The organism is Dyadobacter sp. SG02 (assembly GCF_900109045.1).
In the GTDB taxonomy this organism is placed as follows: domain Bacteria; phylum Bacteroidota; class Bacteroidia; order Cytophagales; family Spirosomataceae; genus Dyadobacter.
Genome location: NZ_FNYL01000021.1, coordinates 96754 through 111092, shown reverse-complemented (window position 1 = coordinate 111092; position 14339 = coordinate 96754). Strand labels below are relative to the sequence as shown.

Here is a 14339-nt window from a genome sequence, read left to right as displayed (position 1 = left end):
CTATGATCAGAACTTCTAGAAAATGGATAACATTTCTGTCTGTCATCCTCGGCCTTTATAACATTTCGAACGCGCAGACGACGGTACAGATAGTTTATGAGAATGGCAAGTTCAATGCTAGTAAGACAAGCTTAACTTTCGATGTGCGGGCAATAAGAGGTCAAAATTACGACACGGCGATACCCGACAGCAGTAATTGGCAATACATGAACCTCCGGTCTGATATAGAGTTACCAGTAGGGATAATAATTTCGAGTACAAACTATATCTTTAATTCCACATATTCGAGCGGCGGCGCACTTTCGAAAAATCCACCTCCAAATCAAAACCCAAAACCTGGCAACTGGGCTGGATTTAGCTTTAATCTCACAAGGACGAGTCAAAATGATATTCCGGCGGGAGACGAAGGGATTGTATTAGGAACTGGCACGATGAACTTTTCAGGTTCGGTACCACCGACAGCCAAAGTTACGGTGAGGCCATTTGACGGAACATCCTATACTGCTTTCTGGACTAATTTGGAATTAACAATCCAAAGAAAGCGAATAGTTGGCACAGCAGATGTAGCCCTCCCAGTCAAACTAATTGATTTCTCCACCGCTCGTGAAGGCGACAAAGCAACACTGGCTTGGTCAACGTCAGAAGAGTCCAACAGCGATTATCTCGAAGTACAACGTAGTGGAGACGGCAAAAACTGGGAAAAATTGATCTCTGTACCAGCCAAGGGAGAAAGTTCAGTTGAAGCTCACTATTCGGCGGTAGATGAAAGTCCGATGGGAGGAAGGAACTACTACCGTCTAAAAATGATCGATAAAGACGGCACCTTCGCTCTCAGCAAAATCAGGGATGTGGAATTCGATTTGAAAGCAGGGTACACTTTGTTTCCCAATCCGGTGAGCGACAAGTTGAATTTCAAATCCGCTGCGGACTGGCAAAGCGTATCGAACATTAAAATATACAATGCACAAGGCGTTGAAGTATATACATCACCGTCAGTGCCGGTGAAGGAAGTCAGTGTGAAGAATCTGCCATCCGGAACCTATGTAGTGAAACTGTCTCGTAGAAGCGGACAGTCTAATGGTTATCAAATTGTTATCAGTCGATAGCCATAGATGACAGTGTGTGTGGTAAGCTCAGGTTGATGGCGTGTGCGCCTTAGTGCTCACTTTGAGCGCCACGCCGTCACTGAGTTGTTTTCGTAAACACTAATTTTTCTATCGATGAAGGTCAGAACTTTGAGGGTAGCTTTTATAACAATATTTGCGGGGGCTTGCGGGCATGACAAAGAATGTGTTCCACCGCCATTAGCTGATCAGATTATTGGAAATTGGAATGCGGAATTGGTATCTGAGCACAGCACCCCACAGGAAATTACATTCGAGAAAAACGGTGATTTCAAGGAAAGTAGAGGGTTGCTTTTTGGGACATATTTGAAGTCGGAAGACTATTGGAAAGTTGAAAATGATTCGTTGTATGTAGAGGGAGAATTATCCAACGGAACGCAAGTGAAGTATCAATTTTCAATAATGAGTCGCTCTTGTAATGAGATTTTATTTGATTTAGAAGGTGCCGACACTTTGAAGCTAATTAAAAAATAAAACTGATTTATGAAAAAATTACTATTAATAGGTTTGGTAATAACGGCACTAACATCCATCGTTGCAGTTAACCTGTACAACTCGAAGCCAAAGCCTATTTATTAAGATCTAAACCAGCGCACCCTTGTTCATTTACCTTATACTCAACTAGTATCTACATATATATATGAAACGGTTGATTCAGCGTTGGTTTGGGCTGTTCTATCTGATCGTGCTGCGAAACAGGATCAAATATTTTTAGCGATCAGCTAGTTACAGTTTATAGTGTGTGTATAGTGTGTATTCCGGACGCCGCTTGGCTGTTCGGAATATTTTTTTATGACCCCTTTGTTAATGGCTATATTTTGAATTATAACCATTCAAATTCGCTCTTGTATTTTAAAACAATTACACCCAATGGCGGTAATGTCAAAGGTATGGAATGCATGCGGCCATGTTTGGGAATGGGGTAACTTTCGATTTCTTCCAGATTGAGAATATCTGACCCGCCGTACCGGAGATTATCGCTGTTGAAAATTTCTTCGTAATATCCAGGCTTCGAAACACCTATCCGATAGTTCTCCCGCACTACCGGTGTGAAATTGGCAACAAAGAGCAATTGGTCAGATGGTGAAATACCTTTTCTGATCCACGCCAGCACACTGTTGGTTGCGTCCTGATGATCAATCCATTCGAAACTTTCGCCGGAAAAGTTTCTTTCATGTAATGCGGCCTCGGTAGCGTAGAATGCGTTAAGGTCTTTAACCAACTTTTGAATGCCTTCGTGCAGCGGCTGCTGGTTTTCATTCCAGTCCAGGCTGTAATCATGCCGCCACTCGTGATTCTGGCCGAATTCTCCACCCATAAATAGCAATTTCGCGCCCGGGTGTCCGTACATGTACGCGTACAACAGGCGCAGGTTCGCGAACTGTTGCCACTCGTCTCCCGGCATTTTATGGTGCAGTGAGCGTTTCCCGTGAACCACCTCGTCGTGCGAAAGTGGCAACACAAAGCGCTCCGAGAACGCATAATGCAGGCTGAACGATAGTTGCTCCTGGTGGTACGAACGATAAACAGCCTCCTTCTGAAAGTAAGACAGGGAATCGTGCATCCAGCCCATCATCCATTTCAGATCAAAGCCGAGGCCGCCGCTGCTTATGGGGTGCGTCACACCCGGCCACGCGGTCGATTCTTCGGCAATGGTAAGTACATCCGGGAACGATTGGTGGACAGCCGTGTTGAATTCCCGCAAAAAATCGATGGCTTCCAGGTTTTCACGACCGCCATACCGGTTCGGGATCCATTCGCCTTCCTTCCGGGAATAGTCAAGGTAGAGCATCGACGCGACGGCATCGACGCGCAAGCCGTCGATATGGTATTTGTCGAGCCAGTAAAGGGCGTTGGAAATGAGGAAGCTCTGCACTTCGTGCCGACCGTAGTTGAAAATGGCGCTTTGCCAGTCGGGATGGAAGCCCTGGCGCGGATCGGCGTGTTCGTATAAATGTGATCCGTCGAAATACCCCAGCCCGTGTTCGTCGGCGGGAAAATGAGAGGGTACCCAATCGAGTATGACGCCGATACCAGCTTCGTGAAGTGCATTAACAAGGAACATAAAATCCTGAGGCGTACCGTAGCGACTCGTCGGTGCGAAATAGCCGGTAACCTGGTATCCCCACGAGCCGTAAAACGGGTGTTCCATCACCGGCAGGAATTCCACATGCGTAAAACCCATAAAGCGGCAATATTCCGGAAGCTCCTGCGCAAGTTCGCGGTAAGTCATCCAGCGCCCTTCCTCTTCATGCACCCGTCGCCACGAACCGATATGCAGTTCATAAATCGAAATAGGGCCATTCAATGCCGGTGACTTCCGTTTTTCAAGCCATCCCGCGTCACTCCATTCGAAATCAAGGTTCCACACCACCGACGCGGTGCGGGGGGGAGTTTCCCAGTAAACGGCATACGGATCACCCTTTTCGACCGCGTAGCCATTGTTCGACCGTATAAAATATTTGTAAAGCTCCCCGCTGCCGAGGTTGGGAACCGCGCCTTCCCAAATTCCCGCGCCATCTTTGCGGGGCGAAAGTGGGTGCGCGTCGCGCGTCCAACCGTTGAAGTTGCCGATCACGGACACTTCTGCCGCATTCGGTGCCCAAACGGCAAAATGCGTTTCCTGCGAGTCACCGTCGGTGCGGGTATGCGCGCCGAGTTTGTTGTAAATATGATAATGCTTACCGGATCGGAACAGGTCGATGTCGTAGCCGGTCAGCAACGATTGCTTTTCCTTTTGTTGCGTCATAATTCCGATTGTTAAACCATCGCACCAGCCTCCGTTTTGTCGAGAATGGCCCGGATGCCCCTGAGCGGCACCATTACCCACGATGGCCTGTTGTTTACTTCGTAATTGAGCTCGTAAATGGCTTTTTGAAGCAAGAATGTTCTCAAAAGTGTTTCCAGATCGGCTTTATGATGCGGGATGATCGGACTTTCGCCGACGGTTTCCAGGTATGCTTTCATGAAAAAGCCGCTCATGTAGTGATACCATTGCTCCACAAAAGGAAGCAGTTTGTTCACATCTTCCGGTCGGATCTGGTTGTCGAGGTACAGACTGCCGTGTGCCGCGTAATGGAAAGATCGCAGCATACCGGCGACGTCGCGCAGTGCCGAGCGTTTCAATCTTCGTTCGCTGTAACTCCGCGCGGGCTCGCCCTCGAAGTCCAGAAGCACGAAATCCTTGCCGGTGAATAGCACCTGCCCAAGGTGGTAGTCGCCATGAATACGGATTTTGGCCGTGTCGATCTTGTGGCTGTACACTTTTTTGAGCTCCGTCAATATCTCTTCCCGTGACTGCATTACCTGCTCCGCGGATTGCCGTGTTTCCGGATCGAGTTTTTTAAGGTTCCGGTTCAGGCTCTGAAACGCCACACGCACGAGCGATTGCAGCGACGAATACACCGAACGCTGGTAATGCAGCGAGAATTCTTCCGGTTTAAAATCCGGATTATCCTTTTCTTTCGACAATGCAAGGTGCATTTCGGCGGTACGGACGCCCAGAAGACGCGCGTGTTCGGCAGTATGCACGTCGAGCAATTCTTTCATCATTTCCGGGATCTCTTCATAACTCACCGGATCGGTAAGCGTTCCGCGAAGCTCTTTCGGAAGTTCAAGGCCGGTTGCAGAAAGGACTTTTTCGTTGAAACTATCCAGCCTGTCGAGCATATTGGCCCAGGCGTCGGTCGCGTTGCTCACCATTTCCTGCATCATGCCGAGCACCATCGAATCATTTTTATATTTCCATTCAATAGCCCCTATGTACGCCGGGATATTCTTGAATCGGGCCTTATTGGTCAGATATTGCGTGATTTCCACATCCGGGTTAATTGCCCTGTCGACTTTCCGGTAGAGTTTGAAAAAATACTTCCCGTCATAGGTGATGGACGTGTTGCTCTGCTCGCCCGAAAGCACACGCGGCTTAATGCGATCGGTTTCCCTCACATGCTGGGCAAGCTGCCGATGGCCGGAAAAATGGATCTGGCTGTCTTTGGCATTAAGCCGCTCGTTGCCCGCCATATTCTGGATCAATGCCTGTTGAAGTTCGAGACCATAAATAGCATCGAACAACACGCCTTCTTCCTCGCCATTGATCTGAATGCGCGCCAATACAGCCTGGGGGCAATTCTCCCGGACATTAAATGCAAACGGCACTTTCCCAAATGCTACGGGAAGCTGGTACATTTCAGGCAGATCATTTTGGTAGGAGATTTCCAGCAGGAACAAATAGCATGGCGGATTGTCGCCCAGCGGAATGCTTGCATGCGAAACGATGCTAACCTTATCCAGGCCTTTGCCTTTTCCTCCAAACCAACGCATTTTCATCAGGTAGGAAGGTAAAATTACCGTTTCAAGCGTGTCGATGACGGCCGGTTCCAGCAGGTCTTTCCACTTTTCGAGCTTAATTAATGGCAGCTCGGCATTCTCATCGATTTCAGGATGAGTTTTTTGCATTAAGAAGCACTGGCAGCCATAAGCTTCCAATGTGAAAAAGTAAGCGGTGTTATCCTTCACGCCTGGGAATTTATTTTTACTATAAATTTCCACCGGCTGGAATCCTTTGTATTGATCCAGATCGAGCTCCACCGGCTGCGGAAACCTCGAAAGGTTGGCGAGTACCAGCATCGTCTCGTCTTCGTAGGTTCGGGTAAATGCGAGCACTTTCGCATTTTCGTGGTTCAGAAATTTGATATCGCCACGGCTGAATGCCTTGTACTTTTTACGGACACTGATGGCACGCCGCATCCACCATAGCAAAGACGAAGAGTTCCGAGACTGCAATTCGACATTCACCGATTCGTAATGGTATTGCGGATCGAGGATCAGCGGGAGGTACAAACGCTGTGGGTTTGCCTGGGAAAACCCCGCATTACGGTCGGGTGACCATTGCATGGGAGTGCGCACGCCGTCGCGGTCGCCCAGGTAGAAATTGTCGCCCATTCCGATCTCATCGCCGTAATAGATAATCGGCGTGCCGGGAAATGTGAATAGCAAACTGTTCAGCAGTTCGATTTTTTTTCGGTTGTTTTCCATCAATGGGGCGAGCCGGTGCCGGATACCGAGGTTGATCCGCGCTTTCGGATCTTTGACATACACCTTATACATATAGTCACGCTCCTCATCGGTCACCATTTCAAGCGTCAGCTCATCGTGGTTTCGGAGGAAAATCCCCCATTGGCAGTTGTCGGGAATGGCCGGAGTTTGGTCGAAAATGTCGGTAAGCGGGTAACGGTCCTCCATTTGGAGCGACATAAACATCCGCGGCATGATCGGAAAATGGTAGTTCATCTGGCATTCATCCCCATCCCCGAAATAGGCGGCCGAATCCTCGGGCCACATATTGGCCTCAGCGAGCAGCAACGTGCCCGGGTAGCGGTCGTCGACGTATTTGCGGAGTTTTTTCAAATAGGCATGTGTCTCTGGAAGGTTCTCGCAGTTGGTCCCGTCTCTTTCAAACAAATAGGGGACCGCGTCAAGCCGGAAGCCGTCCACGCCCATTTTGCACCAGAAATTGATGATCTTGAAAATCTCATCCTGCACGTCCTGACTATCATAATTCAAATCGGGCTGGTGGTGGAAGAACCGGTGCCAGTAGTACTGCTCGGCCTCATTGTCCCAGGTCCAGTTTGATTTTTCATAATCCTGGAAAATAATCCGCGCGTCTTTGAACTGCTTCGGATCGTCGGTCCAGACATAAAAATTCCGGTAAGCCGAGCCTTTCGGTGCGCGTCGTGCCCGCTGAAACCACGGGTGTTGGTCGGAAGTATGGTTGATCACCAGTTCGGTGATCACTTTCAACCCTCGCTTATGCGCCTCGCGCAGGAAGGTTTTAAACTCCTGAATATCGCCGTACGACGGGTTAATGGTGTAGTAATCAGCAATATCGTACCCGTCGTCGCGGAGGGGAGACGGGTAAAAGGGCAGTAGCCAGATGGCCGTTACGCCCAGGTCCTGAAGATAATCCAGTTGCTGCATCAGACCCTGAAAATCGCCGATCCCGTCGCAGTTGCCGTCTTTGAAGGCTTTGATATGTAATTCATAAATAACTGCATCCTTGTACCAATGCAAATTTTTCTCGGGCATTCCTTTCCTGTATTCCATGTGCTCTCAGTTCAATCGTTCAACTTTCAGAATGTGGGCCGGCATTTCGAAGGGATTCATCTGTACATAGTTGTACTCCCCGCGCCATTTGTATTTTTCCCCGCTCAGCATGTCGCGGATGAGGTACGGCTCGTCGTACCCGATCCCGAGCCGGTGCAGCGGGACCTTAATGTATGCACCCTGAGTGTGGTAATGGTCCAGGTTGACAGCTATGATCAGCGATTCGCCTCCCTCCGGCGCCAGCTTGGTGTAGCTGATCACCCGGTCATTATTGGTTTCATTAAAATCGATATTCCAGGTCGACTGCAATGCGGAATAGGCCTTCCTAATGCGATTTACGCGGGTAATGATCTCGCGGGTGCGGCTGTAACGATCCCAATCCCAATGCTTGATCTCGTACTTTTCGTTGTCGGTATACTCCTCCTTCCCCGGGTGCGGCGTATTGATACCGTATTCATACACAGGGCCATATAATCCATAATTAGAAGAAAGGGTTGCTGCCAGAATGAACCGGATAATGTGCGCATTCTCGCCGCCTTCCACGAGATGGTGGGGCAGGATATCGGGTGTATTAGGCCAGAAATTAGGACGGAAATAGTATTGCTGGTCGGTTTTGGTAAGTTCGTACAGGTATTGTTCCAGCTCCCATTTACTGTTCCGCCAGGTGAAATAGGTGTAGGATTGATTGAAACCGATTTTGCCCAGCCGTTCCATCACGCGCGGACGTGTGAATGCCTCCGCAAGAAAGATCACTTGCGGGTTTACCTTCCTGACTTCGGCTATCATCCATTCCCAGAAGGGAAACGCCTTGGTATGCGGATTGTCGATCCGGAACACATCGACGCCCTGGCCGATCCAGAAATCGATGACACTTTTCAGTTCATTCCAAAGATTTTGCCAGTCATGTGTTTCAAAATCAAATGGAAGAATATCCTCATACTTTTTGGGCGGATTCTCGGCGTATTGCACCGTGCCGTCGGGACGCCACTTGAACCACTGCGGGTGATCCTTCACATACGGGTGGTCGGGCGCGCACTGGTACGCGATGTCCATCGCGATTTCAATGCCGAGTTCCTTTGCCTGTGCGACGAGCCCGGTAAAATCTTTGATGGTACCAAGCTCAGGATGCACCGATTTGTGCCCGCCAAGCCGGTTGCCGATTGCCCAGGGTGAGCCCGGATCGGTGGAAGCGGGAACCAGCGAATTGTTTTTCCCCTTCCGTTTCATTTCACCGATCGGGTGAATGGGCGGGAAATACAACGTGTCGAAACCCATTTTGGCGATTTTCGGCAACAGTTTGATTACATCGCGGAATGTGCCGTGCTGGCCGGGGCCTTCGGCGGCCGAACGGGGAAAAAGCTCATACCAGGTGCTGAAACCTGCCTTTTTGCGCTCCACTTCCAGGCGAAAGGTCTGGTCAAAAACGCTGATACGGTCGGTGTAACGGATCTGGGACATGGCCTCGGCCAGGGCATCGCTGAGCGCAAGGTCCACCGCCTCCTGCGGGCTGGATGGATTTCCCAATGCGGCAATCCACCTTTCGAATGCAGGCAGGTAATCTTTGGCTGCCAAAGCGGAAGCCTCCTGCAAAATACCGGCGCCTATCCGTAACTCAACGGCAATATCCTGGTTCGCATCGAATTTTTTGACCAGACCTTTTTTCCAGGTCGTAAAATGATCAACCCAACCGGTAAAGCGATATTCGTAAAAGCCTTCGCGCTCGGGCGTCCATGTGGCGTACCAATGGTCGTTGCCAGTGTGCGCCATGGGTATATCCTGCCAGTGTTGTTCAGATCCGTGGCGGAAGATCACACTTGCCGCCACCGCATCGTGCCCGTCGGCGATGATATCGGCTGAAAACGTCACGCTTTCGCCTATTACCCTTTTTGCAGGGTACCGTCCTTCTTCAACCTGCGGCCTGACGTTGCTGATCACCACGCGCTTTCTTCCGTCCAGTGTGCTCATTGTCAACGGATTTTTAGTTGTAGTATGATGAATGTCCGGAATGGTAATGAAAATCGTGCCAAGTGAGAGGGAATGCCGGTAAGTTCCGGGTACTTGCGTTGGATCGAAATCGGGATTTTAACTTGGGAGTAAAGAAACTATTCAGTAACTTTTACATTCAGTAGCCCACTTCCATCAGATCTCACCACTCAACGATGGCCATCAACTGGCCGACGAAGAAGCAAGGCAGTGACCGCTCACGGGGTAAATGATTGTACTGCCCGGCATTAGTGACCGCATTTGTACTAATTTCGCGACCAGACAAAAGTATTAGGTCCTATTTGCCGATTTATCAGTTAGATTTAAAACCTTTGTAGCTTATTTACGACAACTATTTCTACAAACTAAAATTGGAGAGGTAGGAAAAATACGGTTGGCGTAGGTTGTTGGTGTGATTTCCTGTACCCTTCTCTTGATTTAAAATGGAATTTATCATCGTAGACGACAGTGTTTTCGATCAGTTTACCCAGGAAAAACTGCTGCTGAAAAGCGGTTTGACCGATACGGTAAGGACGTTCAGTTCGGCGCAGCAGGCAATAGACCATCTCCGTGACCAGGATGTGAATATACCTGAAACGGTGATCCTGCTCGATCTTCAGATGCCGGGGCTTAACGGTTTCGAATTCACAGAACAATATGGCGTGTTACCGGAAGCGGTCCGAAAGCGGATCCGCCTGTTTATGATTTCGTCTACCGTCGATATTTCCGACATCGAACAAGCCGAAGCCAATCCCCACATTATCCAGCTCCTGTCCAAACCCCTTGAAATACCCCTGTTGAAAGAGCTTCTCAAAGCATAATACCCTCCAATTCGACCGGCTGCTGGCATAATATTTAACAGGCTGACGATACACTTATCATCAGCTTACATGAACAACCCAGTTTCTACCTACCGGCTTCAATTTCATAAAGCCTTCACTTTTCAGGACTTCGAATATTTGATACCCTATTTCCGCAAACTGGGCGTAGGAACGATCTATGCTTCTCCGGTTTTGGCCGCTACGACGGGCAGTACGCACGGCTACGACGGCATTGATCCCGGTAAAATCAATCCCGAAATAGGTACGCTCGACCAGTTACACGATCTCACAGCACGCCTTCGTGAATCCGGGATCGGCTGGTTACAGGATATTGTACCGAATCATATGGCCTTTCACCCCGAAAACCCGTGGCTGATGGACGTGCTGGAAAAGGGTAGGCAATCGGTTTTTGCGGGATATTTTGACATCGCTTGGAATAGCGCACTCTTTCAGGGGAAGCTGATGGCGCCCTTTCTGTCCAGGGAGCCGGGAGAAATGATTGACGCCGGGGAAGTAAAAGTACTTTTCGACGGCAACCGGTTTGCACTGGATTTTGGCGGTCAGGTCTTCCCGCTTAACCTGCGGTCGTACATTTCTTTGTTCCAAAACATCGGGGAAAAATCGCAGGCAATCACGCAATTGCTTGATCAGCTGGAAGAAATGAACCGGATCGAAGACGCACCGGCATTCTCTCAGGCGTGGGACGAGTGGATCATGCAGCTGCGGGCGTTGTACGCCCATGAACAAGAGAAACGCTCGCTCGACGCTGCATTGGCGGCGATCAATGAAGATCCGGCAATGCTCAAAGTGCTGTTGGAGCAGCAGAATTACGTACCCTGCCATTGGCAGCGAACCGAGGAACAGATCAATTATCGGCGTTTTTTTACCGTAAACGGGCTCATTTGCCTCAACATTCAGGACGATACTGTTTTTGGAAAATACCACGCACTCATCCGGCAGCTGACGGAGGAAGGTGTTTTCCAGGGTATTCGTATTGATCACATAGACGGTCTTTTTGATCCATCGGCTTATCTGAGCAAGCTTCGGGCACAGGCTGGGAGCGATAGCTACATAATTGCCGAGAAAATCCTGGGAGAGGACGAAGAATTACCCGCCTCCTGGCCGATACAGGGGACGACGGGCTACGAGTTTCTGGCGGTTGTTAATAACCTGTTTACAAACTCGTCGGCAGAAGAAGCATTTACAGCCTTTTACAGTGAATTAAATACTGATAGCCAATCGGTTAGAGAACAGTTGCTGGGGAAGAAGAGTGAAATGCTCTACGGGCATATGGCGGGTGAGCTTGAAAACCTGTATCAATTATTCGTTTCGCTGGAACTAGCCGACCAGGAAACGCTCGACCGTCTGGGCGCGGAGGTTGTGCGCCAGGTAATCGGAGAATTCCTGATCCATTGCCCGGTGTACAGGTACTACGGCAATGCAATGCCACTGTCGGATGAGGAAGCCCAGGCAGTGAAGGACATTTTGATCGACATCAACAAGCATCATCTCGACCTTTCGCCGGCGGTTGAAGTGCTGGAACAATGCTTCATACATCGAACCGCATCGGGCGATGAGGATTACAATCGCCGGGCAGCCCAATTTTACCAGCGGTGTATGCAGTTCACAGGCCCGCTGATGGCCAAGGGCGGAGAAGATACGCTCATGTACACCTATAACCGGTTTATTGCCCACAACGACGTCGGAGATTTCCCGGACCGGTTCGGTATGTCGGTCGCCGACTTTCATCAATTCATGAAGAAACGCCGCAAAGAGTGGCCGATGGCCCTCAGCGCTACCTCCACGCATGACACGAAGCGCGGCGAGGACGTGCGCGCGAGGCTGAATGTGCTTACCGACCTGGCCGACGAATGGATCGAAAACGTAAACGAATGGCGGGTAGCAAACAATGGACTACGCAAATCCGGGCAGGGGCCGGACGCGAATGATGAATACCTCATTTATCAAACGATCGTCGGTGCTTATCCTATGCCGGGCGAGGATCCCGATGATTTTGAAGAGCGATTAGAGGATTACCTGCAAAAGGCATTGCGAGAAGCGAAGACAAATTCAAATTGGGCTTCGCCTAATGAAGCGTATGAGCAGGAAACAAAAGGATTCGCTGCCGAAATTCTGAAAAGGGATTCTGCATTTACAACCTCGTTTCAGGCATTTCTCGAATCCATTGCGGATTTTGGCATAATCAATTCCCTGGCTCAGTTAGCGCTGAAATTCACTTGTCCCGGTATTCCCGACGTCTATCAAGGCTGTGAATTGTGGGATTTGAGCCTTGTAGATCCCGACAACCGGCGTAAAGTTGATTTTGGTAAACGTACAGAATGGCTCGATGAAATGGAAAGCTACGAACCGGGCCGCTTGCAGGGAAAACTTTGGGAAGACCGCCGGAGCGGCCAGATAAAACTGTGGCTCACGCAACAGCTGTTCGGGTTGCGCAGGCAAAATCCGGTGCTTTTCACCCAGGGCGAATACATTCCGCTGAAAGTACGGGGTACCTACAAAGATCACTTGCTGGCATTCATCCGCCGGTATAAGCGCGACGTGTTCCTGACGGTCGTCCCATTGCACACAGCCATACTCTGCCGGAAGCAGCAGCTGGATTTTTTTAACATCGACTGGCAGGATACGCATGTGGTGTTGCCGGAGAGCTTGCGTCCGGAATGGAACAACCTGCTGACCGGCAGCGATGAAGTATTCGAACTGAAACTCGCACCTGCCGAGCTTTTCAAAGGTATGCCGGTGGCGATCCTGCAAGGCAAGCGAGTCGAAAATGATCGCAATGCGGGTGTGCTGCTGCATATCACTTCGCTGGCATCGCCATTCGGGATCGGCGACATTGGCCCGGCGGCATATCAGTTCGCGGATTTTTTAGAGAAAACCAGTCAGAAAGTGTGGCAAATACTGCCGCTCAATCCCACGGACGCTTCGCAAGGTAATTCCCCGTACAGCGCATTGTCGAGCAGAGCAGGTAATCCGTTGCTGATCAGCCCGGAAATGCTGGCGGGCGAAGGGTATTTGACCCGTGAAGATTTGGAAGAAAATCATTTGCCCGATTCGCCGACAGTAGATTTCAATGCAGCGGGAGAGAGGAAAAAGGTGTTGCTGGAACGCGCGTTCCAGAACTACAAGGAACTCCACGGCGAAACCTCGGCAGAGTTCGATGCGTTTGCCAAGGGCCATGCCAGCTGGCTGGACGATTTTGCCCTGTACATGGTCCTCAAAAAGCGGTTTGACAACCAACCCTGGTACACCTGGCCCGAGGAATTCCGCAACCGGGAGCAGGCTGCGCTCGACAAACTGAGAGAAGAGGACCGAGAGCAAATACTGCGGGTCGAATGGCAGCAGTATGTGTTCGACAGCCAATGGAAAAACCTCCGGCAGTATTGTAACGACCGTGAAATAAAGCTGTTGGGAGATATTCCTTTTTATGTAAGTCACGATTCGGCCGATGTATGGGCCAACCGGGAGTTGTTTTGCGTGGACGAGGACGGCAGGATCACGGGCATTGCCGGAGTTCCGCCCGATGCATTCTCCGAGGATGGTCAGCTATGGGGGATGCCGGTGTTCAACTGGAATGCGCTGCAATCCCAGGGGTACCAATGGTGGATCGACCGGCTGGCACGGAACATCGAGCTGTTCGACCTCGTTCGGCTGGATCATTTCAGGGCATTTGCGAATTACTGGCAGGTACCCGGCGGCGAGAAAACCGCAGTACGCGGGGAATGGAAGACAGGCCCCGTCGAAGATTTTTTTCGGGCGGTAGAAGCGGCGCTGGGACAATTGCCATTCATTGCGGAAGATTTGGGTGAAATCGGTCCCGAGGTTTATTCGCTGCGCGATAAGTTTAAACTTCCCGGGATGAAGGTGTTACAATTTGCATTCGACGAAAATATGTCGCAATCCGATCACATTCCGCATCATTACAAGCACAATTTCATCGCGTACACAGGCACGCACGACAACAATACCACCAAAGGCTGGTACCGTGAGCTGGTGCCGGCGGGCATTCGGGAGCGCCTGGAAACCTATTTGGGTAAGCCGGTTTCAGAAGAAAATGTAGCCGCCGAGCTCGCGAAAGCGGTTTTTGCCTCGGTTGCGAAAACGGCGATATTACCCATGCAGGATATTCTGAACCTGGATGAAACGACCAAAATGAACCTGCCCGGCTCGAACGGAAACAACTGGTCGTGGCGGTTAATGCCCGGGCAGATTACGGACGCCGCTGCCGAATTCCTGACGTCCATTACATTGCTCTACAACCGCGAGTAAGCATTAAAATTCCGTGGTTTAA

Annotated in this window: 7 protein-coding genes; 4 read left to right on the top strand and 3 right to left on the bottom strand. The window is 50.1% G+C overall.

Annotated elements, in window-relative coordinates; translation table 11 throughout:
• Positions 1–2 precede the first annotated feature (2 nt).
• Both BMW93_RS33450 and BMW93_RS33445 read left to right on the top strand, forming a co-directional pair.
• The gene (locus BMW93_RS33450; protein WP_090386898.1) at positions 3–1106 is read left to right on the top strand and encodes a T9SS type A sorting domain-containing protein; all 1104 of its coding nucleotides are present in this window, start codon (positions 3–5) and stop codon (positions 1104–1106) included.
• A 114-nt stretch (positions 1107–1220) separates the two neighbouring features.
• A complete protein-coding gene (locus BMW93_RS33445) occupies positions 1221–1598 on the top strand; it encodes a hypothetical protein (RefSeq protein WP_090386896.1) in 378 nt (125 codons plus the stop codon).
• A 349-nt stretch (positions 1599–1947) separates the two neighbouring features.
• On the opposite strand, the gene glgB is transcribed toward BMW93_RS33445, so the two are convergent.
• Genes glgB through BMW93_RS33430 form a run of 3 tightly spaced genes read right to left on the bottom strand, consistent with a single transcriptional unit; the run spans position 1948 to position 9191 of the window.
• Positions 1948–3873: a 1,4-alpha-glucan branching protein GlgB gene (glgB, locus tag BMW93_RS33440; RefSeq protein WP_090386894.1), complete on the bottom strand. Its 1926-nt coding sequence runs from the start codon at positions 3871–3873 to the stop codon at positions 1948–1950.
• A gap of 11 nt (positions 3874–3884) precedes the next feature.
• Positions 3885–7226, bottom strand: coding sequence for a maltose alpha-D-glucosyltransferase (treS, locus tag BMW93_RS33435; protein ID WP_090386893.1), 3342 nt, complete (start codon positions 7224–7226; stop codon positions 3885–3887).
• Between the two features lie 6 nt (positions 7227–7232).
• Positions 7233–9191: an alpha-1,4-glucan--maltose-1-phosphate maltosyltransferase gene (locus tag BMW93_RS33430; protein ID WP_090386891.1), complete on the bottom strand. Its 1959-nt coding sequence runs from the start codon at positions 9189–9191 to the stop codon at positions 7233–7235.
• 461 nt (positions 9192–9652) lie between these two features.
• Here BMW93_RS33430 and BMW93_RS33425 point away from each other — a divergent pair, with 461 nt between their 5' ends.
• The gene (locus BMW93_RS33425; RefSeq protein WP_090386889.1) at positions 9653–10030 is read left to right on the top strand and encodes a response regulator; all 378 of its coding nucleotides are present in this window, start codon (positions 9653–9655) and stop codon (positions 10028–10030) included.
• Positions 10031–10099: 69 nt separating this feature from the next.
• Entirely contained in the window at positions 10100–14317 is a 4218-nt protein-coding gene (treY, locus tag BMW93_RS33420) for a malto-oligosyltrehalose synthase (RefSeq protein WP_090386887.1), read from the top strand.
• The last annotated feature ends 22 nt before the right edge of the window (positions 14318–14339 follow it).

Bases quoted from the DNA above. Each gene is read 5' to 3' on its own strand.
- BMW93_RS33450 (WP_090386898.1), top strand. From the start codon at position 3: ATGATCAGAACTTCTAGAAAATGGATAACATTTCTGTCTGTCATCCTC.
- BMW93_RS33445 (WP_090386896.1), top strand. From the start codon at position 1,221: ATGAAGGTCAGAACTTTGAGGGTAGCTTTTATAACAATATTTGCGGGG.
- glgB (WP_090386894.1), bottom strand. From the start codon at position 3,873: ATGACGCAACAAAAGGAAAAGCAATCGTTGCTGACCGGCTACGACATC.
- treS (WP_090386893.1), bottom strand. From the start codon at position 7,226: ATGGAATACAGGAAAGGAATGCCCGAGAAAAATTTGCATTGGTACAAG.
- BMW93_RS33430 (WP_090386891.1), bottom strand. From the start codon at position 9,191: ATGAGCACACTGGACGGAAGAAAGCGCGTGGTGATCAGCAACGTCAGG.
- BMW93_RS33425 (WP_090386889.1), top strand. From the start codon at position 9,653: ATGGAATTTATCATCGTAGACGACAGTGTTTTCGATCAGTTTACCCAG.
- treY (WP_090386887.1), top strand. From the start codon at position 10,100: ATGAACAACCCAGTTTCTACCTACCGGCTTCAATTTCATAAAGCCTTC.